The following is a 23,152-nucleotide window of genomic DNA, read 5'->3' as shown; positions in this document are numbered from 1 at the left end:
TCGGTCCCCGGTGGGGACCTCAGCGGCAGGGGGGATGAGCGACGGGAACGGCGGGATCCGTTGCGGGGAACGGGGCGGGGGACGTGGCGGCGGACGCACGGCAGCACCCGGCGGTCTGCATCCGCATCAGGTCGAGGTGCAGCCGCGCGACGAGGCGCAGTCCGGTGGTCGGCATCGGGGCCAGGCTAGATCACCCGGGGACCGGGCGGGGCCGGTCGGGGCACGGGACGGGTCCGGGGCAACGGTCGACACCTCCGCGGTCAGCGCTTGCCCGGATCGGACGACCCGGGCCCGGTCATCACCCGGGGCACCCCGCCGCGGAGGAGGGTTGCCGACCAGCAAGCCGGGGCTGAACGCTGGTGCTCGTGACCGGGGGTGACGTTAGGCGGTGGCCCGGGACCGGGTCAACCGGGACGGGTCAACCGGGACGGGTCACACCTTGAGGCGGTACCAGACGGTCTTGCCGGTGTCGGTCGGGGAGACTCCCCAGTCGTCGCTGATGACGTCCACGAGTCGCATCCCCCGGCCGCTCTCGTCGTCGGGGGCGGCGTTGCGGGGCTGCGGTTCGCGGGCGGCCGAGTCGCTGACCTCGACGGTGAGCCCCGACCCGTCCCGGCAGCGCACGGCCACCGTGATCGGCGGCAGGCCGTAGCGGACGCCGTTGGTGACGAGCTCGGAGACGAGCAGCTCCGCGTCCTCCAGGACGGCGGAGGCGTGCACCGGGCAGACCGCCTCGCGGAGGAAGCGACGGGCCGCCGACACCGCACGGGCGTCGAGGGGGAGGGCCAGCTCCACGTCGGGAGTCACGTCGCACACATGCCGATCATGGCAGCGACGTCGGATCCCGCGCGGTGGATCGTGTCCCGGTGACGGGTGGTGACCCTGGGGCGAGATCGCGGCCGTCGGGACGCGGGTCGGGGAGGGTTCCGGGACCGTATCGGGGAGGATGGGCCCGGCAGCAGCCCTGGCTCGACGCCAGAGCACCACGGCGTCAGGAGGTCGGAGCGTGCCGGAGGAGAGGACGAGGCCCCCCGGGCCCCCCGGGCCCCCCGGGCCCCCCGGGCCCCCCGGGCCCCCCGGGTCCGAAGGGTCCGGGACACCCGTCGACGGCGCGGCGCGGTCGGCGACCGTCCGCCGTTGGCTGGAGGGTCTGCGGGGGGAGTCCGGCGCCGACGCCGTCGCGGCCCACCTGGACCGCCTGGCCGAGCTCACCGCGGGTCTGCTCTCCGCGTCCGCGGCCCGCATCGTCCTCGTCGGCCCGGAGCACCGGGTCGTGGGTGCCGCCGGTACCGGGGTCGGTGTCAGGGTCGGAGTCGAGGCCGGGGCGGGAGCGACGGACGGATGGCTCGCAGCCCGGGAGGCGCGGGTCGTCGCCACGGATCACCCGCTGGCGCTGCCCGATGCTTCCGACACCGCGGATCCGACCGGGCCGGGGAGCGCGGCGGCGGCCTTCCTGGGCGTCCCGCTGCGGGCCCCGGACGGATCGGTGGTCGGGGTCGTCGGGGTGGTCGACGCGCAGGCCCGGACCTGGACCGCGCAGGACAGGCACCGCCTGACGCTGGTCGCGGCGGCGGCCGCCGACGAGCTGGAGCTCGCCGCGGTGCGCCTGGACCTGGCGACGAGCCGGACGCTGGGCCAGCTGACCGTGGAGGCGGCCGAGCTCGGCACGTTCGACCTGGACCTCCTCACCGGCGAGCTGGTGCTCAACGACCGGTTGCTGGAGCTGTCCGGCCTCACCCCGGAGACGTTCGGCGGGGACGCCGAGGACGTCTACGCCCACATCCATCCCGCCGACCGCGAGGCGACCGTGGCCGCCGTGGAGGAGGCCTGCCGGGCGGGCGGCGACTACCGCTCCGAGTACCGGATCGCCGGCCTCGACGGCATCGACCGCTGGATCGCCGCCCGGGGGGCCGCGCTCGTCGACCCGCACGGGACCCCCGTGCGCCTGCTGGGCGCGGCCTACGACATCACCGGCCTGCGGGCCACCTCGACCCGCTCGGAGCAGATCCTCGACACGATGGCCGTGGGGTACCTGTCGATGGACCGCGAGTGGCGCATCGGGTACGTCAACGCGCAGGCCGTCCATGCGCTCGGCCGCCCGCGCGAGGAGCTGGTCGGGCAGGTCATCTGGGACCTGTTCCCCGGCACGGTGGGCACCGAGTTCGAGGAGGGGTACCGGCGGGCCGCGCGGACCGGGCGGCCGGTGTCCTTCGACGCCTACTACCCGGAGCCGTTGAACGCCTGGTACGAGGTCCGCGCCACCCCGGAGGCCGACGGCGTGGCCCTCTACTTCCTGGACATCACCGAGCGCAAGAAGGCCCAGGCGGCGGCCGAGTCGGCGGCCGCCCGGGCCCAGCTGCTCGCCGCGATCGGCGCGGAGCTCACGGGGACGGTCGACGCGGAGACGGCCGTCGGGCACCTCGCCCAACTGGTCATCCCGGCGCTGGGCGACTGGTGCCTGGTCAGCGTGGTCGACGACGTCGCCGCGCTCCCCGGAGGAGCCGGGGTGGGGTCGGCCGGCGACGAGGCCGGCATGAGCCGGTTGCGCCGCGGGGTGCGCGACGTGGGGTCCTGGCACCGCGACGAGGACCGGCGCGAGGTCCTGTCCCGGTACGCCGCCGTCCGCCTGGACGAGCTGGGCGACGAGGCGTTCGTCTGGCGGGCGCTGCGCGAAGGGCGTCCGGTCCTCGTGCCCGACGCCACCCGCTCGCTGACCGCCTACCTGACGTCGGACGGTCAGGGTCGACAGCTCCTGGCCGAGCTCGCCCCGGCGTCGGGGGCGATCTTCCCGCTGCGGGGGCGGGGGCGGACGGTCGGTCTGCTCAGCGTCTTCTCCGGGCCCGACCGTCCCGCGCTCGGGGCGGAGGACCTGGCCACGGCGGCCCAGGTCGCCGACCGCGCCGGGCTGGCCCTGGACGCCGCCCGGTCCTACCGCCAGCAGCGCGACCTGGCCGAGGGGCTGCAGCGCGCGTTGCTCTCGGCCCCGCCCGAACCCGACCACAGCCAGATCGTGGTGCGGTACTCCCCGGCCGCCGAGGCCGCCCAGGTGGGCGGGGACTGGTACGACGCCTTCCTGCAGCCCGGCGGGGCCACGGTCCTCGTCATCGGCGACGTCATCGGTCACGACACCCAGGCGGCGGCGGCGATGAGCCAGGTCCGCACCCTGGTCCGCGGGTTCGGGGCCCTCGCCGACGAGAGCCCGGCGCAGATCCTCGCCAAGACCGACCGCGTGCTGGCCAACCTCCAGGTCGAGACCACGGCGACGGCCGTCCTCGCCCGCCTGGAGCAGACGCCGGACGATCTGCGGGCCGGTGTCACCCGCGTCCGGTGGTCCAACGCCGGGCACCCGCCGGCGATGGTCGTCACCCCGGACGGTCGGGTCGCCGCGCTGACGGGGGGCGACGCGGACCTCCTGCTGGGGGTCGTGCCCGAGACCGGGCGCCGCGACCACGAGGCCGTCGTGCGGCGGGGTTCGACCGTCCTGCTGTACACCGACGGGCTCGTCGAACGCCGCGACCAGTCCCTCGCCGAGGGGCTGGACCGGTTGCAGCGCACGCTCGCCGACGTCGCGGCCGGCCGACCGGACCTCGACACCCTCGTCGACGAGACGCTGGCCCGGATGCTGCCGGGGGTCGCGGAGGACGACGTGGCCGTCGTCGCGGTGCGCCTGCACCCCCAGGACCGGCCCCGGCCGGCCGTGGCCGGGCCGCGGCGGGTCCCGCCGCACGTGCCGGCCGATCCGACGATCCCGGCGGACGACGACGGCGGGTGAGGCGCTCCCCGCGGGGGGAGCGGGGCGCGATCAGGAAGGCGGAGCGCCGAACCCGGCGGCGCGCAGGACGCCTCGCCCCTCCGGCGACGTGACGTACCGGACGAACTCCCGGCCGAGGTCGGCCTCGGCGGAATCCTTCAGGGTCGCGACGGGGTAGGTGTTCACGGCCCGGGCCGACTCCGGGAACGGGACCCCGGTGACCGCGCTCCCGGCCGCGGTGACGTCGGTGACGTAGACGAGGCCGGCGTCGGCCTCGCCCGAGGTGACCCGGGCCAGGACGTCGGTGACGGAGTTCTCCTCGCTCACCGGGGTCAGGTCGATCCCGGCGGCCTCCTCGACCTTCGTGGTCGCGGCCCCGCAGGGGACCTGCTCGGCGCAGACGACGACGTCGAGCCCGGGACGGGCGAGGTCGGCCAGGGACGTGATCCCCTCGGGATTGCCGGGGGCGGTGGCGATCTCGAGGACGTTGGTGGCGAAGGCCACCGGTTCCCCGGCGGTCAGGCCGGCGTCGCCGACCTTGGCCATGTTCTTCTGGTCGGCGGCGGCGAACACGTCGGCCGGCGCCCCCTGCAGGATCTGGGCGGCCAGGTCGGAGGACCCGGCGAAGCTGAAGGTGACCGTCGTCCCGGGATGGGCCGCCTCGAACTGCCGACCGAGTTCGGTGAAGGTCGTGCTGAGCGAGGCGGCCGCGAAGACGGTCAGCTCGTGCTCCTTCGCCTCCGACGGGGAGGCGGGCGGTGCGGAGGCGTCGGCGCACCCGGCCAGCAGGAGACCGGCGGTGGCCAGCAGGCCCAGGCGGCACAGGAGCACCCGGTCAGTCTATCCGCAGCCTCGGTCGGACTGCTGTTGGCCGGTCCGCGTTCGCGGGCCGGGAGCGGGGTCTCCCGCGCTCCTGCGGAGTCGCCGACGACCGGTCGTCCCGGCCGCGGCCGCGTCGACGGCCGCCGCGACCGGGGAGCGGGGACCCTCGGCGAGCCGGGCCAGGGCCACGGTGATCTCGACCCGCGGCGCCTCGAGCACGGCGACCCGCAGACCGGGGCGGGCGCGGGCCTCGAGGGCGGGGACCACGGCCACCCACCGGCCGGCACGGCCGAGGTCCACCAGGGCCTCGACGGAGTCCGCCTCGACCCGCGGGGTGAGGCGCAGCCCGTGGTCGGCGAACGCGGCGTCGAGGTCGCGCCGGGCCTGCATGGTGGGGGAGAGCAGGGCGAGCGGGAGCTCCGCGAGGTCGGTGCCCGAGATCGTCCCGACGCCCTCGAACCGCTCCGGGAGGCCGACCGCCACGAGCCGGTCGCGCGACAACGGGGTCAGGGCGAGATCGGTCGCGTCCACCGGGTGCACCAGGCCTGCGTCGAGGTCGTAGGCCCGCAGCCCGGCGAGGATCTGCTCGGTGGCGAGCCCGGTGCGGATCTCCACGCGCAGCAGCGGGTGGGCGTCGATGAGTTCCGTGACGAGGTCGGCGGCGTGCGGCACCGCGGAAGGGATCACCCCCAGGCGCAGGGTGGTCGAGAGCTCGGCGCGGGCGAGGTCGAGCTCGTCGCGGAGGTGCCGGTGGTCGGCCAGCATCCGGCGGGCCCAGAGCAGGACGAGATCCCCCTCGGGGGTCAACCCCTCGAACGCGCGACCGCGCCGCACCAGCGGGACCCGGAGTTCCACCTCGAGTTTGCGGATCGCCTCGGACAGACCGGAGGGCGAGACGTGGCAGGCGGCCGCCGCCCGGCCGAAGTGCTGCTCGCGGGCGACCGCGACGAAGTACTCCAGCTGCGTGAGCAGCACGGTCCCCCCTCTCGCAGAATCCGTTCCCGGGCCCGTCCGGCCCGGCCCTGTCCGTCACGTCCGACGGACGGTCGGGCCCGGCTGGTCGTCATCCAACCAGCCGGGCCCGGTGGGGGAGTCAGCCCCGGGCGGCGTAGGAGTGGGCACCGGTCCCGGCGTAGGCCCCGCCCTCGACGATGAGGTACTCCGGGCGCTGGGGACGTCCGGCGAACCAGGCCTCGAGGATCTCCCGGGTCCCGGCGGCGTAGCGGGCCTGCGAGGGCAGCGAGGTCCCGGACGTGTGCGGCGTCATCGCGTGGTTCGGCATGGTGCGCCACGGGTGGTCGGCCGGTGCGGGCTGCGGGAACCACACGTCGCCGGCGTACCCGGCGAGGCGACCGCTCTCCAGCGCCCGCACGATCGCGTCGCGGTCGGCGATCGCCGCGCGGGCCGGGTTCACCACGTAGGCCCCCCGGCGCATGGTCGCCAGGAGTTCGTCGTCGAGGAGTCCCTGCGTGTGCTCGGTCAACGGCGCGTGCACGGTGAGCACGTCGATGTCGCGCACGAGGGAACGGATGTCGTCGTGGAAAGTCAGGCCGTACCGCTGCTCGTACTCCGCGGGGAGCCGGTGCGGGTCGGTGTAGTGCAACCGGACCCCGAACGGGGCCAGCCGTTCGATCACCGCGCGCCCGATCCGGCCGGCGGCGAAGATTCCGACGTCCATCCCCTCGAGGTCGTAGGACCGCTGCGCCGCGTCGGCGATGTTCCAGCCGCCGTCGCGGACGATCTGGTGCTGGGGGAGGAAGTCGCGGACGAGGGCCAGCACCTGCATGACGGTGTGCTCGGCCACGCCGATGCTGTTGCTGTAGGTCACCTCGGCGACGGTGATCCCCCGCTCGATGGCCGTGGGCAGGTCGACGTGGTCGCTGCCGATGCCGGCGGTGATGGCCAGCGCCAGCCGCGGCGCCTTGGCGATGCGTTCCGGGGTGAGGTAGGCGGGCCAGAACGGCTGGGAGATGATGACGTCGGCGTCGACGAGTTCGCGCTCGAACTCCGAGTCGGGGCCGTCCTTGTCGCTGGTGACGACGAGGGTGTGCCCGGCCTTCTCCAGGTACGACCGCAACCCGAGTTCACCCGACACCGACCCGAGCAGTTCACCGGGGGTGAAGTCGACGGCCTCCGGGGTCGGCAGGGTCTGACCATTGGGATAGGCGTCGATCCGGGGGAGCGTGTCGCGGGCGTACCGGGGCGGGTAGCCCGCGACGGGGTCGGGGTAGAGAACCAGGAGCACCTTGGCCATGACGGACGACCTCTCTGTCGGATCCCCGCCGGGCGGCGGTGCCCGTCAGTCTCGGGACGGGCCCGCGGCCGGGTCCATCACGTGGTTCCGCACGGCTGATCGGTGGCACCGCACACGGATGATCGTTCGAGTTCTCCCGGGAGCCTCTTGTCCGGGTGTTCGATTCTGCGGCAGGATGGACGCCGTGACGAGGGGGTGGGCGTCGGAATGGATGTGGATAGCGTTGCGCGGCAACGTATCTCGTGACATTCGTGGACATTGACGGGACGGGCCCGGGGGAGTTCTCCGAGGTGGTCGACGGGACGCCGTGCGCGTGCCCGGACTGCTCCTGCGCGAACCGGGCCGACGCCGAGGTCGGACCCGTCTGCGCGTGCTGCCTGGTCGACTGCCCGGACGTGCACGGTGCGGACGGGCGACACCTCTGGGTCGGGGCGCGTCCGGACGGTGACGGCTGGCGGCTGGAGGTCGACGGCGTCGGCAGCACCCGGTGCGACACCGTTGACGACGCCCAGTCCGCGGCGCGCGGCCTCCTGGTCGAGGCGGGCCGGGACGACGCGCTCACCGCGACCGTACGAAGGATCCGACCGGATCGTTCCAGGCTGCGGCCGCGACCCGGGGGATCCCGTCAGCGAGTCCGACGGCGTCGTCCGGGATCGCCTTAATGACATAATGTCGATTATCGGCGGGTTACACCATGATGCGCAGCTGCCAGTTCTCGTGCGGGAGCGGAAGCGTGCCGCCCAGGCGACTGGAGTGAGATGGTGAGATGGTCAGATGGACGGTGTGATCTGGGTCGTGCGGGCTGGCGAGAAGGCCCGCTTCGCGCAGGAATTCCTCCAAGAGAGGCACATTGCAGTTGGTTTTCGCGACGTCGCGAGCGACGACGTCTCGGGGATGTCCGAGGCGGATCTGCGCGCGCGAGTAGTCGATGCAAGGCAGCGCAACGCGACCGGGCAGCTGATCTCTTTCGCGTTGCGCATGAGCGCCGGGGACCTGGTCGTCACCCCGCGGCTGCAGCTGTCGCGGGACTATCTGGTGGGGCGGGTCGGCGCTTATGAGCATCACCCTGAGGACCCCGCCTCTGGGCCGCACCGGCGGCGAGTGACGTGGTTAGGGACTTTCGACCACGACACCGTCGGGGAGGCGGTCCTGAACAGTCTCGGGGCCATCCAGACCGTGTTCCGGCCCACTGCGGTCGAGGCCGAGCTGCGATCGGTGCTGACACGGCTCCGACCACTGCCGGCTGGAGCCGAGCCGCCGACCCCCAGGGACTCAGCGACCACGTCGCCGACCGGCGTCGCCTCCTCTGCTGCGCCGACCGTGACCTCAGCGGTCTGGGCCCCATCCCTCGATGGCCCGGTCGCGCCCGCGAAGGTCACGGCGACCCGAGGACTTGCGCGGGCGGACTTGGACGTCTCTCTGGACGAGGTAGGCCGGACGAGGATCACGTGCCACCACCCGGCGTTGGTGATGGACCAGGTCCCCCGGCACATCGATCCCGGCACGGAGTGGGACGGCTCCCCCGGGGTGTACGTCCTGACGGGCACCGATCTCGCGCACGCCGCAGTGCGCACGGGCATCGAGCGGACGCTGACCACCACTCTGATCGTGAAGCCGTGGGCGTACGTGGGCCTCAGTGAGGACTTCCGTGGTCGGCTGTCCTCCCATCGGGCCACCAAACCGGAGTGGCGCCGGGCGCTGCTGGTGCGCAGCGGTGCGCACCCCTTCTCCAGCGACGACATCCGCTACCTGGAGCTCGCGATACACCAGGCTCTCGATGCCACCGAAGAGGTGACGCTGGCGCAGGCCACCCCGCGGGGAAACCTTTCGGCTCAGCCCCGGAACACCGCTTTGCTGGACGCCTGCGCAGCAACCGTGGTCAGCGTGCTCCGGCTCACCGGCACACTGATCTGAGGGCGCGTGGCGGACTGCGTGGCCGGGCGATGCTCAGCGCGACGGCCGGCCGTGGCCACGACTCCTGGCGACGGTGCGGATCGGGTCGGCGAAGTTGTGCTCGTCAGCGCCGCGCCCGCTGAACTCATGGGCGACCTTCAGCGGGCCGCGCCCGCACGTCGTAGACGAGTTCGGCGAACTGGCCGGCCTGTCGCACCTCGCGCAGGTGCAACCGCTCCGCGGTGATGGTCCTCGGCAGCAACGGACGCCCGGAGGTCAGCGTCACCGGAGCCACGCTCACCTGGATCTCGTCGAGCCGACCGGCGTCGGCGAACTGGCCGGCGAGGTCACCCCCACCGACCACCCAGACGTCGCGTCCCACCGCGGCCGCCTCGATCTCCGCCCAGTGCTCGGCGACCGTTCCGGACACCAGTCGCACGTCGGCCCCCGCCGGTCGCGGCAGGTCCCGTCGGGTGAACACGAACGTCGGGCGGTCGCCGTAGAACTCCCGCCAGCGGTGCGGCTGGGCCAGCAAATCCTCGTGGCGCAGCACCCACTCGTAGGTGGTCGACCCCTCCACCAGCACCCCGGTCCGGGCCATCAGGGCGGCGAATCCGGCCGAGGTCCCCGAGGCGGCCTCGTCGGCACCGGGCACCGCGAACAGCCAGTCCAGCGAGTCCTCCTCGGTGGCCAGGAAACCGTTCAGCGTCGAGGCGGTGTAGTACACGACCGTGGTCATGCCGACATCATCCTCGCCGGGCACGACCGCCACCAGCCCCGGGTGCTGCACCCCGGAGAACGCATAACCGCAAGTATGCGGAGTTCGTGTCCCGCTCCCCCACGCGACTCCAGATCCACGAGAAGCGTTGTGCTGCAACGCGTTTGCTTGACACGACTCCCCCGTCGTCCTACGCTGGGTGCATGACTCCCCCGTCCCGCGGGGTCCCGGCGGTGATCACCGCGAGCACCCCCCTCCCCGCCGCCCTCCACGGTTACGAGATCGCCCGGCTCCCCCGCAAGGAATCCCCGCACACCACCGCCGCCCGCTCCCGCGACGTGGCGGCGCTGCTCCCCCGGCTCGCCCTGGCGACCGGTTCGACGGACCTGTCCGTCGCCGATCTCGCGGTGCGGACGCTGCGCAGCGCCTTCGCGGACTTCGCCCGCGACCACGCGCGTAGTTCGATCGCCCGCTGCTGGTCGACGTGGAACGGGTTCTGCTCGTTCCTGGTCGCCGAGGAGGCGTTGCCCGGCAACCCCATGGACGGGGTCCAACGCCCGCGCCCGGTCCGTCCGGCCCCGAAACCCCTGCGCGGGGAGTCGACTACGGAACTCCTGCTGACCTCGGTGGCCGTGGCGCGTCACGGCGCCCGCGACCCCTGGCCCGAGCGCGACCTCGCGGTCGTGGCCACGCTCCTGGTGTGCGGTCTGCGCAGCGCGGAGCTGCTGGGGCTGACCGTCGGGGATCTCGCCGGGGCCCGCGGTGAACGTCGGTTGCGGGTGTGCGGGAAGGGCAACGCCGAACGCAGCGTCCCGGTGGGCGACGTGCTCGACGACGTGCTCGCCCGCTACCTGACCTCACGCGCGGCGCGGTTCCCCCGCCGCGGGTCGCTGCCCTGGGACGCCGCGATGTTCGTCGACGTCCGCGGCCGCCGGATGAGTCGCGACCAGCTGCAGTACCTGGTGCGCACCGCCTACCGGGCGGCCGGTGTCCACGACCGGGTGGCCCGGGGCGCCTCCGTGCACGCGCTCCGGCACACCTTCGCGACCCAGGTCGTCGCCGCGGGAGCCAGTGCGGTCGAGGTCATGCGCCTGCTCGGGCACCAGTCCTTGACCACCTCGCAGCAGTACGTCGACGCCGGGGCGCAGGAACTGCGCACCGCTGCGGCGGGCAGTGCGGGTTACGCCGTCCTGCGCCGCGCCGCGGGGGCCTGAGCCGGTTCCGGTCGCGGATGGGTCCGCGGCGCGCCCAGCATCGTCGTGACCACGACGGTGACGACGCTGCCGGCCGCGATGAGCGAGGTCAGCACTACGAGCTGGAAGCGGGCCGCCTCCAGCGGGGAGGCCCCCGCCAGCAGCGCCCCGACGAACGCGCCCGGCAGCGTCACCAGCCCTGTCGTCCGGGTCTGGTCCAGCACCGGCACCAGCGACTCCCGGACCGCTCCCCGGGCGATGTCCACCACCGCCCGGCGCGGGGTGGCCCCCAGCGACAGCCAGGCCTCCACCTCGTCCGCGCGCGAGCGTAGACCGGCGAGCAGGTGCCGCCCGGCCAGGGTCGCTGCGGTCATCGAGCCGCCCAGGACGATCCCGCCCAGGGCGATGACGTAACGCGCCTCGAACGGCAGCATCCCGACCAGGAAGACGACCAGGAGGACGACCGTCGCGCCCGCCGCGCAGGCGCACGCCACCGCCCGGGAAGCGGCGCGGACCCCGGCGATGCCGGCGATGCGGTGCCCGGCCGTCCAGACCGCGGTCGCCAGCATCACCGCCAGGACGGCGGCCGCGGCGAGGGGGGCGTGGTCCAGGACGCCACCGAGCACGGCTCCGACCGCGGCCAGCTGCGCCGCGCCCCGGGCCACGGCGAGGGCCGGGCCGGCCCCCAGCCGGACCCCGGCGACCCGCAGCACCCCGGCCGACACCAGCAGCAGGGCGAGGACGCCCAGCAGCGTCGGGAGCAGGCCACCCGGTCCGCTCACGGCCGAGGCGTGGTCCTCGCCCCGCTCACCAGCGGTCGTGCACGTGCTCGGCGACGAGGTCGGCGTAGACCTCCGCCACCGCGTCGAGTTGGCTGGGGTCGGGGGCCGGCAGGTCCGCCGCGGCCGCGTTGGCGCGCGCCTGCTCGGGGTTGCGGGCCCCCGGGATCACCACGCTCACGCCCGGCTGCTCGACGATCCAGCGCAGCGTGAACGCGGCCGAGGGGGTCTCGCCGGCGATCGCCGCGATCCGGCGGGCGGCCAGCACCCCCACGTCGAACGGCACCCCCGCGAAGGTCTCGCCGACGTCGAAGGCCTCACCGTGCCGGTTGAAGGTGCGGTGGTCGTCCGCGGCGAACGTGGTGCTCTCGTCGTAGCGACCCGAGAGCAGGCCCGAGGCCAGCGGCACCCGCACGACGACCCCGACCCCGGCCTCCGCGGCGGCGGGCAGGAACTCCTCGACCGGCTTGCGCCGCAACGGGTTGAGGATGATCTGGACGCTGGCGACGTTCGGCCGGGCCACCGCCTGCAACCCCTCCTCGACGGTTTCGACCGAGACCCCGTAGGCGCGGGTCCGGCCCTCCTGGACCAGGGTGTCCAGCGCGTCGTAGACCGCGTCGGTGGTGAGGACCGGCGGCGGCGGGCAGTGCAGCTGCACCAGGTCCAGGGTCTCCACACCGAGGTTTTCGCGACTCCGGTCGTTCCAGCGCCGGAACGCGTCGAGGGTGTACTGCGCCGCCTCGTGCGGCTGGGCCCGCCGTCCCATCTTGGTCGCGACGACCAGGCCGGCGTCGGGACGCTCGGCGAGCAGCCGGCCGACGAGTTCCTCGCTGCGACCGTCCCCGTAGACGTCGGCGGTGTCGAAGAACGTGACCCCGGCGTCGGCGGCCGCGACCAACGTGGCCAGGGCGTCGTCCTCGGCGACCGTGCCCCAGCCGGCGCCGATCTGCCAGCACCCCATCCCGACGACCCCGACCGTGCGACCCGTCCTGCCCAGCGTCCTCGTCTGCATGCCGCGAGCCTACGTTCGGCGGAACCCGGGGGCGCGGTCAGGCGCTGGCGACGAACCGTCGCAGCACCCGGACCCCGAACTCCAGCGCGTCCACCGGCACGCGTTCGTCCACGCCGTGGAACATGCCGGCGAAGTCCATCCCCGCGGGCAGCCGCAAGGGGGCGAAACCGTAGCCGCGGATGCCCAGCCGGGCGAAGGACTTGTTGTCGGTGCCGCCGGAGAGGCAGTACGGGAGGACACCGGCTCCCGGGTCCTCGGCCTCCAGGGCAGCGCGCATCCGGTCCACCAACGGGGCGGCGAACTCCGTCTCGAGCGCGGTGTCGACGTGGACCTCCTCGACGTCCACCCGTTCCCCGGCCAGTTCGCGGATCGTCGCGAGGAGTTCCTCCTGCCGTCCGGGCAGGAAACGGCAGTCGACCAGGGCGCTGGCCGAGCCGGGGATCACGTTGTGCTTGTAGCCGGCCTGCAGCTGGGTCGGGTTCGAGGTGTTCTGCAGGGTGGCCCCGACCCAGCGGGCCGTGGTCCCGAGCCGGGCCAGCAGCGCCGAGGGGTCGCGCTCGTCGAAGGGGACGCCGGTGATCTCGGAGACCCCGTCGAGGAACTGCCGGACGGTCGGGGTGTACTCCAGCGGCCACTCGTGCGCCCCGATCCGGGCGACGGCCGCGCAGAGCCGGGTCACCGCGTTGTCGGTGCCCACCTGCGACCCGTGGCCGGCCCGGCCGTGCGCCACCAGCCGGAGCCAGGCGATCCCCTTCTCGGCGGTCTGCAGCAGGTAGGTCCGGTGCCCGTCGACGTCGACCGAGAAACCGCCGACCTCGCTGACCGCCTCGGTGACGCCCTCGAACAGCTCCGGTCGGTTGTCCACCAGCCACCGGGCCCCCTGGGGTCCGCCGGCCTCCTCGTCGGCCAGGAAGGCGACGACGAGATCGCGCGGCGGGCGCCGACCGCTGCTCACCAGTTCCCGGACGACCGCGAGCAGCATCGCGTCCATGTCCTTCATGTCGACCGCGCCGCGGCCCCACAGGCAGCCGTCGGCCAGTTCGCCGGAGAACGGGTCGACCTTCCAGTCCGCGGCCTGGGCCGGGACGACGTCGAGGTGCCCGTGCAGCAGCAGGGCACCGCGCTCGGCCGTCCCCCGCTCCTCCCCCGGGATCCGCACGACGACGTTGCCGCGCCGGGGGAAACCCTCGACGTAGAGCGGGTCGAGACCGACCTCGGTGAGCTTCGCCATGACGTGCTCGGCCGCCTCGCGCTCCCCCGGCCCCGACCCGTCGCCGTAGTTCGACGTGTCGATGCGCAGCAGGTCGCGGCACAGGTCCACGACCTCGGCCTCGGCGTCGGTCGGGGTGGGGCCGGTGCCCTGGCTCACGGTGTCGGACGTCACGCGCGCCACGGTAGTAGCCGCGCTCGGTGGTCGCCGGTCCGCCGGGTACGGTCGGGGCCGTGGAGACCGTGCGTCCGCGCCCGCTGGTGGGCGTCAGCCTCAAGATGTACTTCAGCTACGAGGGGACCCGTACCTGGCTGAGCCAGGTCCGGGAGATGGCCGACGACCTCGGCGACGTCGGGGTCGACCTCTTCGTGGTCCCCGACTTCCTGACGATCGGCCTCGCCCTGGACGTGCTGCGCGGCAGCGGCGTCGTGGTGGGGGCGCAGGACGCCTCCTGGGAGGACTACGGCGCCCTGACCGGGGAGGTGTCCCCGGCGATGCTCGCCGACATCGGGTGCCGCTACGTCGAGATCGGCCACGCGGAACGACGCAAGATGTTCGCCGAGGACGACATCGTCACCGCCCGCAAGGCGGCCGCGGCGGCCCGCAACGGTCTGGTCCCCCTGATCTGCGTGGGCGAGACGGTGTGGACCGATTCCGCCGACGCCGCCCGGGTCACCGTCGAGCAGGTCGAGATGGCGCTGGAGGAGGTTCCCACCGACGCCGAGGTGATCATCGCCTACGAACCGATCTGGGCGATCGGGCAGCAGGAACCCGCCTCGGCCGAGCACGTCGTGGCCGTGACCACCCGCATCCGCGCCGCCCTGGCCCGTCGCAGCGGCACCAGCCGGGTGATCTACGGCGGCAGCGCCGGTCCCGGGCTGTACGGGAAGGTCGCCGACGGGGTCGACGGGTTGTTCCTCGGGCGATTCGCCCACGACGTCGCGAACTTCCGTTCCGTGGTGGGCGAGGTCCTGGCCGGTCGCTGACCCCGTTCAGCGCGGCCGTTCCGCGCCGAGCCCGAGGCGGCGCGCCGAGGCCGTGAACCCGTCGGCCCCCGCCCGGGCGTCCTCCGGCGCGGCGGCGCTGCGGACCGTGGCGGCCAGTGCGGGGGGCCCGAGCCGCACGGCCCGCGCCGCCGCCTCCAGGACCCCCCGCACCCGTGGGGTGTCGAGCACCGGCAGGGAGCCGCGCGGACCGTCCAGCGCCAGGCAGCCCACGACCCGCGAGCTCGGCCCGGAGTCGTCCACCAGGGGCAGCGCCACGACGACGGCGTACCGCCCCGCCAGCCGCTCGGCCTCGGTCGGAGCGAGCCCCCACCCGGCCGGGTCGACGACCGGACCCGCCGCGGGGTCGGACAGGTCGACCGCCACGACCTCGCCCCGCTCGACGGCCCGCCCGATCACGCCCTTGCCCGGGGTCCAGACCACCTGGCTCGTCCCCGGTCGACGCGCCGCCCGCACCCGGTGCAGCCGCTCCAGCCGCGCGCCCCGCCCGGGGCGGTGCCGCAGCGCGTAGGCGGCCAGGGCCAGCTCGCGCGCGTCCAGCCCGGTCGCGTCGACGACCGCCCACACCGCGGCGGTGAGGATGCCGTCGAGCACCTCCTTCTCCGCCCCCTTCCGGCGCTGCCGGAAGGAGTCGACGGCGGCCCAGGTGGTCGAGACCGCGGCCAGGACCGCGGCCAGCACGATGAGGACCGTCAACGGGGTCGGGCGCGGCGACCACAGGTCGGCGCCCTCCAGCCCCAGCAGGATCGCGACCACGGCGGCCAGCACCGCCAACCCGATCCGCGTGCCCAACGCCGCCACCGCGACCCCTCCGTCCCCAGCCCTGCCCCGCCGCCCGGTCCGGCGGTGACGTCACGGGGAAGCCTAGGGAGGTCCTCCGACACGGCCCGGCCCTAGGGTGCTCGGGTGGTGGGCATCAACCCGGTGGGCATCAAGGACGTCGCGCGCGAGGCCGGCGTCTCGGTGGGCACGGTCAGCAACGTGCTGAACCGGCCCGACAAGGTGACACCCGCCGTGCGGGAACAGGTCGAGGCCACGATCCGCCGGCTCGGCTACGTCCGCAACGAGTCCGCCCGGCAGCTGCGGGCGGGGTCCTCCCGGACCATCGCCCTCGTCGTCCTGGACGTCGCGAACCCGTTCTTCGCCGACGTCATCTCCGGGGCCGAGGAGGCGGCGGAGGACGTCGGCGCCCTCGTCGTGGTCGCCAACAGCGCCGGCGACCCGGGTCGGGAGGCCCGGCACCTGGCCCGACTGGAGGCCCAGCAGGTCATGGGGGTCCTGCTCTCGCCCGTCCGCACGCAGACCTCGGAGGAGGTCGACGGGATCGACCTGCGGAGCACCCCCGTGGTCCTCGTGGACCGCGGGACCGCCTCGTCCCGGGCCCCGTCGGTGGCCGTGGACGACGTGCGCGGGGGGGAGCTCGCCGGGGCGCACCTGCGGGCGCGGGGCCACACGTCGATCGCCTTCGTCGGCGGTCCGGAGCACCTGGCCCAGGTGCGGGACCGGCTCGCGGGGTTGCGGCTGGCCGCCCACGGCGGTGCGCGCGTCGAGGTCCTGACCGTGCCCGACCTCTCCATCCGGGCCGGCAGCGCGGCGGCGGCGCAGCTGTTCGCGACGTGGCCCGGGCGCGAGGGACGGCCGACCGCGGTGTTCTGCGCGAACGACCTGCTAGCCCTCGGGGTGCTCAACGAGTGCATCCGTCGCGGGGTGCGGGTCCCGGACGACCTCGCGATCGTCGGCTACGACGACATCAGTTTCGCGGGGACGGCGGCCGTCCCCCTGACGTCGGTGCGGCAGCCCCGCGAGCAGCTCGGCCGGACGGCGGTGGAGTTGCTGCTGGAGACCGTGGCCGACCCCGGTGGCGGCCGCCGCCGGCACGTCCTCTTCACCCCGGACCTGGTCGAGCGCGAGTCCTCCCGCCGCACCGGCTGACCTCTCCCGCCGCGGCAACACGGCTCGTCCGGTCACCGGGGCATCGCGGCGATGTAACGATTCATCTGACCCTTGACGGCGTCCGGACGACCGGCCTAAGGTCCTCGTGAATCCATTCAAACGGTTCGACGACACCGCGTCTTCATCGACGAAGACCTTCCCCTGGAGGCGATGTGGCCCCACCGACCCCCGTGCTGGCGATGCGCGACGTCAGCAAGTCCTACGGCGCCGTCGCCGCCCTGCGCGACGTGCAGCTCGAGCTCCGGGCCGGCGAGGCCCACGCCCTCGTGGGCGAGAACGGCGCCGGGAAGTCGACCCTCGTGAAGGTCCTGGCCGGCGTGCACCGACCCGACACCGGCACGGTCACCCTGGACGGCGCCGAGCTCGAGCTCTCCTCCCCCGCGGACGCCCGGGCGGCGGGGATCGCCGTGATCTACCAGGAGCCGACGCTGTTCCCGGACCTGTCGGTGGCGGAGAACATCTTCATCGGCCGCCAGCCGACCCGGGGTGCGGGGCTCATCGACGCCGCCGCGATGGAGGCCGAGGCCCGGGCCCTGTTCACCCGGCTCGGCGCCCCGCTGGACCCGGCCCGCCCGGCCCGGGGTCTGTCCATCGCCGACCAGCAGCTGGTCGAGATCGCCAAGGCGATCTCGTTGCAGGCCAGGGTCATCGTCATGGACGAACCGACCGCGGCACTCTCCGGGAACGAGGTCGCCCGGTTGTTCGGGGTCGCCCGCGGTCTGGTCGAGAACGGGGCCGCGGTCCTGTTCATCAGCCACCGCTTCGAGGAGATCACCGAACTCTGCCAGCGGGTCACCGTCATGCGCGACGGCAGCTGGGTGTCCACCGACCTCATGGCCGACCTGACCGTCGAGGAGATCGTCCGCCGCATGGTGGGCCGGGAGGTGACGAGCCTGTTCCCCAAGCAGGACGTCGAACCCGGCGACGTGGTGCTCGAGGTCGAGGGGCTGACGCGCGCGGGCTGGTTCCGCGACGTGTCGTTCTCGGTGCGGGCCGGGGAGATCGTGGCCCTGGCCGGCCTCGTCGGCGCCGGACGCTCGGAGGTGGTCCAGGCGGTGTTCGGGGTCGACCGGGCCGACGCCGGTCGGGTCCGGGTGCTGGGCCGGGAACTCCGGCTGGGATCACCGCGGGCCGCGATGGCCGCCGGGATCGCCCTGGTCCCCGAGGACCGACGCCAGCAGGGACTCGTCCTGGAACTCTCGATCGAACGGAACGCGACGTTGCCGCGCGCGAAGGCGCTGTCCCGCTTCGGGTTGCTGCTCGGGCGGGCGGAACGGAACTCCGCGGCCAGCTGGACCGCGCGGCTGCAGACGAAGTTCCACCGCCTCGGCGACCCGGTCGGAACCCTGTCCGGCGGGAACCAGCAGAAGGTCGTGCTGGCCAAGTGGTTGGCCACCGGGCCCCGCGTCCTCATCGTCGACGAACCCACCCGCGGCATCGACGTCGGGACGAAGGCCGAGGTGCACCGGTTGATCAGCGGACTGGCCGCCGACGGGATCGCCGTCGTCATGGTCTCCTCCGAACTGCCCGAGGTGCTGGGCATGGCCGACCGGGTCCTGGTCATGCACGAGGGACGGATCACCGCCGACATCGCCCGGGCCGACGCCGACGAGCGTTCGGTGATGCTGGCCGCCACCGGCCAGACCGGTGACGCGAACCCGGGGGCCGCCGCGTGAGCACCACCACCGCGCCGGCGCCGACCACCGCCCCCCGGCGGGCACCCTCGGCCGTGGAGCGCGTCCTGCGGGCGCGCAGTCTCGGGATCCTCCTCGCCCTGGTCGCCCTCGTCGCCGTCACGGCCCTCGCCAACGACCGGTTCCTCTCGGCCCAGTCCGTGCGCGACATCGTCCTCAGCACCGCGATCCTCGCCGTGCTGGCCGTCGGGCAGACCGTCGTGATCGTCACCCGCAGCATCGACCTCTCGGTCGGATCGGTCCTGGGGTTGTCGGCCTACGCGGCCGGATCGCTGCTGCAGTCGGCTCCCGGGACCCCGGTGGTGCTCGCCGTGGCGCTGGGCATGGCCGTGGGGGCCGTGTGCGGGGTGGTGAACGCCGTCCTGGTGCGCTTCGGCGGCGTCCCGGCCCTCGTCGTCACCCTGGGAACCCTGTACATCTTCCGCGGGATCGCGTTCTTCTGGGCCGGGGGGCAGCAGATCAACGCCGACGAACTCCCCCGGCACTTCCTCGCCTTCGGGACCGCCGACGTCCTCGGTCTGCCCGTGCTCGCCCTCATCGCGGTGGCCGTGGTCGTCGGCGCCGGGATCGTCCTGGGCCGCTACCGGGCCGGGCGCGACCTCTACGCCATCGGGTCCAACCCCGAGGCCGCCGTCCTCGCCGGGATCCCCGTGGGGAAGCGGCTGCTCGTCGCCTTCGTCACCAGCGGGGCCCTGGCCGGGTTGGCCGGGGTGCTCTTCGCGGCCCGGTTCGGGACCGTGGACGCCGCCGCCGGCACGGGGTACGAGCTCAACGTCGTGGCCGCGGCGGTCGTCGGCGGCGTGGTCGTCGCCGGGGGCAGCGGCACCGTCTGGGGCGCCGCGCTCGGGGCGCTCCTGCTCACCGTCATCGGCAGCGCCCTGCCGGTGCTCGGGATCGACCAGTTCTGGCAGCAGGCGATCGTCGGCGCCCTGATCCTGCTCGCGATCAGCACCGACCGGGTGCTGACCGCCCGTCTCGCCGCCCAGTTGCGCAGGAGGAGTTCCCATGGCCGTTGAGGTCCCGACCCAGGCTGCGACGCAGACCGACCCGGTGGCCCGCCGCGCGGGGTTCGTCGGCCGGCTCGCCTCGTGGGAGGTGGTGATCGCCGTCCTGACGATCCTCGTCCTGGTCGTCGCCGCCGCCGTGGTGCCCGGGTTCGGCGGGGCGGGCAACGCCACGTTCCTGGTGCTCGACATCGCCCCGGTCCTGCTGATCGCGCTGCCGATGACGCTGGTGGTGATGACCGGCGAGATCGACCTGTCGGTGGCCAGCATCGTCGGGCTCACCAGCGCCACCATGGGTTCCCTCTGGGTCCAGGGGTTGACCATCGAGACGATCATCCCGCTCTGCATCGTCCTGGGGGCCGTGCTCGGCTGCGTCAACGGGTTCTTCACCACCGTGGTCGGGCTGCCGTCGCTGGCGGTCACCATCGGGACGCTCGCCCTGTTCCGCGGGCTGGCCTACGTGGTGCTGGGCGACGACGCGGTGGCCGACTTCCCCTTCACGTACAGCGGCTGGGTCACCGGCGGGATCGGCGGGGGCCCGGTGCCGAACCTGCTGCTGCCGCTGGTGATCGCGGTGGTCGCGTTCACCGTGGTGCTGCACGCGACCCCGACCGGACGCGGGATCGTCGCCACCGGGGCCTCCGAGACCGCCGCCCGGTTCGCGGGCCTCTCCACCCGGCGCACGAAGTTCTTCCTCTTCGTGGTCTCGGGAGCGGTGTCGGGGTTGGTGGGGGTCCTCTGGACCCTGCGCTACTCCAGCGCCCGGGCCGACAACGCCGCCGGTCTCGAACTGGCCGTGGTGGCCGCCGTCCTGCTCGGCGGCGTCTCGATCTTCGGCGGGAAGGGGACGCTGCCCGGGGTGGTGGCGGCCGTGGTCCTCCTCGCCGGCCTGCAGAACGCCCTGCGCCTGCTGAACGTGTCCAACGAGGCCCTGACCGTCGTCACCGGGAGCCTGCTCATCGTCTCGGTGCTCGCCCCGAACCTGGTCCGGGCCGCCCGCGGCCGGACCGCCCGCCGACGTCCACCCCGACGGGTGTGACCGAGAACCCCCCAGCCGCCTCCCGACCGTCCGGGAGACCGGACCCCTCGAACACCCCCGCCGACGCCGACGTCGACGGGACCGGTGCCGCCCCGGTGGCCGATGGAAGGAATCCGATGTCCCTGCTCCGCACCCGTTCCCGCAGCCTGCTCCTCGTGGGTGGCCTGGGGGTCGCCCTGACCCTCAGCAGCTGCAGCGGCGGAACCACCCGTGAGAACCAGAACGACGCGGCCGCCCCGGCGGCCACCAGCACGGCGACCGCCGACCCGTCGGCGACGATCCCCGAGGGACTGAAGATCGCGTTCCTGCCCAAGCAGCTGAACAACCCCTACACCGATATCGAGGTGGGCGGGGGCAAGGAGGGGGTCGAGGAGCTCAAGGGTTCCTACAGCCTGGTCGGACCCAACGACGCCAGCGCCTCCAGCCAGGTGAGCTACATCAACACCCTCATCCAGCAGCAGCAGGACGTCATCAACATCGCCGCCAACGACCCCAACGCCGTCTGCCCCTCGCTGAACCAGGCGCGGCAGGCCGGCATCAAGGTCGTGTCCTTCGACTCCGACGCCGACGCGAGCTGCCGCGACGTCTTCGTCAACCAGGCGACCACCGAGGGCATCGGTCAGACCCTGGCCGAGCAGGCGCTCAAGGAGTCCGGGGGCAGCGGCCAGGTCGCGGTCCTGTCGGCCACCGCGAACGCCACGAACCAGAACGCGTGGATCGCGGTCATGCAGGAGGAGCTGAAGAAGCCCGAGTATTCCGGGATCCAGCTCGTCGAGGTGGCCTACGGCGACGACGACGACCAGAAGTCGTTCCAGCAGACGCAGGCGCTGCTGCAGAAGTACCCCGACCTCAAGGCCATCGTCTCGCCCACCACCGTCGGCATCGCGGCGGCCGCCCGCTACATCTCCACCAGCAGCTACAAGGGCAAGGTCGCCGTGACCGGTCTCGGGACCCCGAACCAGATGCGCGAGTACGTCAAGGACGGCACGGTCGAGGAGTTCGCGCTGTGGAACCCGGCGGACATCGGCTACCTCGCCGCCTACGCGGGGGCCGCGCTCCAGGCCGGGCAGATCACCGGCAAGGAGGGTGAGACGTTCACCGCGGGCCGGCTCGGGGAGTACACGATCGGCGCCTCCGGGGAGATCGTCCTCGGGCCGCCGACCACCTTCGACGCCGCCAACATCGACCAGTTCAACTTCTGATCCCGTCCCCTCCGTCGGCGGCGCCGGTCGCCGACGGGGGGACGGCCTCCCGGGAGGTTCCCGCATGACCCGTCACTGCTTCACCCTGCAGGTCGACCCGCGCCGGCTCGAGGAGTACCGAAAGGCGCACGCCGCGGTGTGGCCCGAGATGCTCGAGGCCCTCCGCGACGCGGGCTGGGGGCACTACACGCTCCACCTGCGCGAGGACGGCCTGCTGGTCGGCGTCGTCGAGACCGACGACCTGGGACGCGCGCAGGCCGCCATGGAGGCCACCGACGTGAACGCCCGCTGGCAGGCGGCGATGGCCGGTCTGTTCGCCGACCTTCCCGACGGGCGGCCGGACCGGGCCCTCGAGGTCCTCCCCACCATCTTCGACATCGACGCCCAGCTGGCCGCGGCCGGGCGGCAAGGAGCCCGACCATGACCACCACCACCGCGACCTCCGGGTCGTCGGCGAGCAACCGCCGCGACGCCGCCCTGGTCGCCCTGCGCGCGCAGACGATCGAGCTGCCGAGCTGGGCGTTCGGGAACTCCGGGACCCGGTTCAAGGTGTTCTCCACACCCGGGGTCCCCCGCGACCCCTACGAGAAGATCAGCGACGCCGCCCAGGTCCACCGCTTCACCGGGGCGGCCCCGCGGGTCAGCCTGCACATCCCCTGGGACCTCGTCGACGACTTCGGCAAGCTGGCCGCGCACGCCGCCGACGAGGGCGTGGCGATCGGGGCGATCAACTCCAACGTGTTCCAGGACGACGACTACCGGCTCGGCTCGCTGTGCAACCCCGACCCGCGGGTGCGGGCGAAGGCGGTCCGCCACCACCTGGACTGCCTCGACGTGATGCGCCAGACCGGGTCGCGCGACCTCAAGGTCTGGCTGGCCGACGGGTTGAACTACCCCGGCCAGGACGACCTGCGGGCCCGCCAGGACCGCCTGGCCGAGGGGTTGCGACAGATCTACGCCGAGCTCGACCCGGGGATGCGGCTGCTGCTGGAGTACAAGTTCTTCGAACCCGCCTTCTACGCGACCGACGTCCCCGACTGGGGCACCTCGTTGCTGCACTGCCTGGCCCTGGGTCCGCAGGCCGAGGTCGTCCTGGACACCGGGCACCACGCCCCCGGCACGAACATCGAGTTCGTCGTCGCGCAGCTCCTGCGGGCGGGGCGCCTGGGTGCCTTCGACTTCAACAGCCGGTTCTACGCCGACGACGACCTCATCGTGGGGGCCGCCGACCCGTTCCAGCTCTTCCGCATCATGAACGAGATCGTCCGGGCCGACGCGCTGCGGCCGGACTCCGGGGTCAACTTCATGCTCGACCAGTGCCACAACATCGAGCCGAAGATCCCGGGGCAGATCCGTTCGGTGACCAACGTGCAGGAGGCGACCGCCAAGGCCCTGCTGGTCGACCGCGAGGCCCTGGCGGCGGCGCAGGCGGCCGGGGACGTGCTCGGGGCGAACGGGGTCCTGATGGACGCCTACAACACCGACGTGCGCCCGCTGCTGGTGGAACTGCGGGAGGCGCAGGGACTGCCGGCCGACCCCTACGCGGCCTACGCCGGCAGCGGCTACGCCGAGCGCATCGCCGCCGACCGGGTCGGTGGCCACCAGGCCGGCTGGGGGGCCTGAG

The 23,152-nt window shown here is 73.7% G+C and carries 20 protein-coding genes and 1 riboswitch; of the genes, 11 read left to right on the top strand and 9 right to left on the bottom strand.

The window, feature by feature from the left end; genetic code table 11:
- Positions 1–258 precede the first annotated feature (258 nt).
- Positions 259–371: riboswitch (SAM riboswitch) on the bottom strand.
- Between the two features lie 61 nt (positions 372–432).
- The gene (locus ACFFKU_RS12020) at positions 433–816 is read right to left on the bottom strand and encodes an ATP-binding protein (protein ID WP_380138219.1); all 384 of its coding nucleotides are present in this window, start codon (positions 814–816) and stop codon (positions 433–435) included.
- A 190-nt stretch (positions 817–1,006) separates the two neighbouring features.
- Here ACFFKU_RS12020 and ACFFKU_RS12015 point away from each other — a divergent pair, with 190 nt between their 5' ends.
- Positions 1,007–3,772: a SpoIIE family protein phosphatase gene (locus ACFFKU_RS12015; protein WP_380138217.1), complete on the top strand. Its 2,766-nt coding sequence runs from the start codon at positions 1,007–1,009 to the stop codon at positions 3,770–3,772.
- Positions 3,773–3,802: 30 nt separating this feature from the next.
- Here ACFFKU_RS12015 and modA read toward each other — a convergent pair whose 3' ends face one another.
- From modA to ACFFKU_RS12000, 3 genes are all read right to left on the bottom strand, one after another.
- Complete coding sequence (modA, locus tag ACFFKU_RS12010) at positions 3,803–4,582, bottom strand: molybdate ABC transporter substrate-binding protein (protein WP_380138215.1); 780 nt, start codon at positions 4,580–4,582, stop codon at positions 3,803–3,805.
- A 9-nt stretch (positions 4,583–4,591) separates the two neighbouring features.
- On the bottom strand, positions 4,592–5,548 hold the full coding sequence (locus ACFFKU_RS12005; RefSeq protein ID WP_380138213.1) for a LysR family transcriptional regulator: 957 nt from the start codon (positions 5,546–5,548) through the stop codon (positions 4,592–4,594).
- A gap of 118 nt (positions 5,549–5,666) precedes the next feature.
- Positions 5,667–6,827 (bottom strand): NAD-dependent formate dehydrogenase, encoded by a 1,161-nt coding sequence (locus ACFFKU_RS12000; RefSeq protein WP_380138211.1) that lies wholly within the window; start codon positions 6,825–6,827, stop codon positions 5,667–5,669.
- Positions 6,828–7,601: 774 nt separating this feature from the next.
- Here ACFFKU_RS12000 and ACFFKU_RS11995 point away from each other — a divergent pair.
- Positions 7,602–8,741, top strand: a complete 1,140-nt coding sequence (locus ACFFKU_RS11995; protein ID WP_380138209.1) for a DUF8426 domain-containing protein — start codon at positions 7,602–7,604, stop codon at positions 8,739–8,741.
- A 124-nt stretch (positions 8,742–8,865) separates the two neighbouring features.
- On the opposite strand, the gene ACFFKU_RS11990 is transcribed toward ACFFKU_RS11995, so the two are convergent.
- Entirely contained in the window at positions 8,866–9,459 is a 594-nt protein-coding gene (locus ACFFKU_RS11990) for a dihydrofolate reductase family protein (protein ID WP_380138207.1), read from the bottom strand.
- A gap of 182 nt (positions 9,460–9,641) precedes the next feature.
- On the opposite strand from ACFFKU_RS11990, the gene ACFFKU_RS11985 reads away from it, so the two are divergent.
- A complete protein-coding gene (locus ACFFKU_RS11985; RefSeq protein ID WP_380138206.1) occupies positions 9,642–10,652 on the top strand; it encodes a tyrosine-type recombinase/integrase in 1,011 nt (336 codons plus the stop codon).
- On the opposite strand, the gene ACFFKU_RS11980 is transcribed toward ACFFKU_RS11985, so the two are convergent.
- The 3 genes from ACFFKU_RS11980 to ACFFKU_RS11970 are packed head-to-tail and all read right to left on the bottom strand — an operon-like array spanning position 10,619 to position 13,806.
- The gene (locus ACFFKU_RS11980; protein ID WP_380138205.1) at positions 10,619–11,413 is read right to left on the bottom strand and encodes an ABC transporter permease; all 795 of its coding nucleotides are present in this window, start codon (positions 11,411–11,413) and stop codon (positions 10,619–10,621) included. The two genes, ACFFKU_RS11985 and ACFFKU_RS11980, sit on opposite strands and share 34 nt — an antisense overlap.
- Positions 11,414–11,438: 25 nt before the next feature.
- Entirely contained in the window at positions 11,439–12,422 is a 984-nt protein-coding gene (locus ACFFKU_RS11975; RefSeq protein ID WP_380138204.1) for an aldo/keto reductase, read from the bottom strand.
- Between the two features lie 37 nt (positions 12,423–12,459).
- Positions 12,460–13,806 carry a M20/M25/M40 family metallo-hydrolase gene (locus ACFFKU_RS11970; RefSeq protein WP_380138203.1) on the bottom strand — a complete coding sequence of 449 codons (1,347 nt, stop codon included), beginning with the start codon at positions 13,804–13,806 and terminating at the stop codon, positions 12,460–12,462.
- Positions 13,807–13,865: 59 nt separating this feature from the next.
- Here ACFFKU_RS11970 and ACFFKU_RS11965 point away from each other — a divergent pair, with 59 nt between their 5' ends.
- On the top strand, positions 13,866–14,618 hold the full coding sequence (locus ACFFKU_RS11965; RefSeq protein ID WP_380138202.1) for a triose-phosphate isomerase family protein: 753 nt from the start codon (positions 13,866–13,868) through the stop codon (positions 14,616–14,618).
- Positions 14,619–14,624: 6 nt separating this feature from the next.
- Here the strand turns inward: ACFFKU_RS11965 and ACFFKU_RS11960 are convergent, their stop codons facing one another.
- Positions 14,625–15,437 carry a hypothetical protein gene (locus tag ACFFKU_RS11960; RefSeq protein WP_380138201.1) on the bottom strand — a complete coding sequence of 271 codons (813 nt, stop codon included), beginning with the start codon at positions 15,435–15,437 and terminating at the stop codon, positions 14,625–14,627.
- Positions 15,438–15,542: 105 nt separating this feature from the next.
- Between ACFFKU_RS11960 and ACFFKU_RS11955 the strand changes: the two genes are divergently transcribed.
- The 7 genes from ACFFKU_RS11955 (at position 15,543) to rhaI (ending at position 23,151) form a co-directional block, all read left to right on the top strand.
- Positions 15,543–16,568, top strand: coding sequence for a LacI family DNA-binding transcriptional regulator (locus ACFFKU_RS11955; protein WP_380138200.1), 1,026 nt, complete (start codon positions 15,543–15,545; stop codon positions 16,566–16,568).
- A gap of 200 nt (positions 16,569–16,768) precedes the next feature.
- Entirely contained in the window at positions 16,769–18,265 is a 1,497-nt protein-coding gene (locus tag ACFFKU_RS11950) for a sugar ABC transporter ATP-binding protein (protein ID WP_380138694.1), read from the top strand.
- The gene (locus tag ACFFKU_RS11945) at positions 18,262–19,299 is read left to right on the top strand and encodes an ABC transporter permease (protein WP_380138199.1); all 1,038 of its coding nucleotides are present in this window, start codon (positions 18,262–18,264) and stop codon (positions 19,297–19,299) included. Before ACFFKU_RS11950 ends, ACFFKU_RS11945 begins: the two co-directional genes overlap by 4 nt.
- Complete coding sequence (locus ACFFKU_RS11940) at positions 19,289–20,326, top strand: ABC transporter permease (protein WP_380138198.1); 1,038 nt, start codon at positions 19,289–19,291, stop codon at positions 20,324–20,326. The genes ACFFKU_RS11945 and ACFFKU_RS11940 overlap by 11 nt, the downstream gene beginning before the upstream one ends.
- A gap of 116 nt (positions 20,327–20,442) precedes the next feature.
- Positions 20,443–21,528, top strand: coding sequence for a rhamnose ABC transporter substrate-binding protein (rhaS, locus tag ACFFKU_RS11935; RefSeq protein ID WP_380138197.1), 1,086 nt, complete (start codon positions 20,443–20,445; stop codon positions 21,526–21,528).
- Between the two features lie 64 nt (positions 21,529–21,592).
- Positions 21,593–21,952 carry an L-rhamnose mutarotase gene (locus ACFFKU_RS11930; RefSeq protein WP_380138195.1) on the top strand — a complete coding sequence of 120 codons (360 nt, stop codon included), beginning with the start codon at positions 21,593–21,595 and terminating at the stop codon, positions 21,950–21,952.
- Complete coding sequence (gene rhaI / locus ACFFKU_RS11925) at positions 21,949–23,151, top strand: L-rhamnose isomerase (RefSeq protein WP_380138194.1); 1,203 nt, start codon at positions 21,949–21,951, stop codon at positions 23,149–23,151. Before ACFFKU_RS11930 ends, rhaI begins: the two co-directional genes overlap by 4 nt.
- Position 23,152 lies beyond the last annotated feature (1 nt).

It is taken from the genome of Kineococcus gynurae, assembly GCF_042433995.1.
Classification (GTDB): Bacteria; Actinomycetota; Actinomycetes; order Actinomycetales; family Kineococcaceae; genus Kineococcus; species Kineococcus gynurae.
Note: the sequence above shows the minus strand (reverse complement) of the source record. Positions and strands in the feature narration are given on the sequence as shown.

Coding starts and splice junctions, on each gene's coding strand:
- ACFFKU_RS12000 (WP_380138211.1), bottom strand. CDS start 6,827: ATGGCCAAGGTGCTCCTGGTTCTCTACCCCGACCCCGTCGCGGGCTAC.
- ACFFKU_RS11995 (WP_380138209.1), top strand. CDS start 7,602: ATGGACGGTGTGATCTGGGTCGTGCGGGCTGGCGAGAAGGCCCGCTTC.
- ACFFKU_RS11990 (WP_380138207.1), bottom strand. CDS start 9,459: ATGACCACGGTCGTGTACTACACCGCCTCGACGCTGAACGGTTTCCTG.
- ACFFKU_RS11985 (WP_380138206.1), top strand. CDS start 9,642: ATGACTCCCCCGTCCCGCGGGGTCCCGGCGGTGATCACCGCGAGCACC.
- ACFFKU_RS11975 (WP_380138204.1), bottom strand. CDS start 12,422: ATGCAGACGAGGACGCTGGGCAGGACGGGTCGCACGGTCGGGGTCGTC.
- ACFFKU_RS11950 (WP_380138694.1), top strand. CDS start 16,769: ATGCGCGACGTCAGCAAGTCCTACGGCGCCGTCGCCGCCCTGCGCGAC.
- ACFFKU_RS11940 (WP_380138198.1), top strand. CDS start 19,289: ATGGCCGTTGAGGTCCCGACCCAGGCTGCGACGCAGACCGACCCGGTG.
- rhaS (WP_380138197.1), top strand. CDS start 20,443: ATGTCCCTGCTCCGCACCCGTTCCCGCAGCCTGCTCCTCGTGGGTGGC.
- ACFFKU_RS11930 (WP_380138195.1), top strand. CDS start 21,593: ATGACCCGTCACTGCTTCACCCTGCAGGTCGACCCGCGCCGGCTCGAG.
- rhaI (WP_380138194.1), top strand. CDS start 21,949: ATGACCACCACCACCGCGACCTCCGGGTCGTCGGCGAGCAACCGCCGC.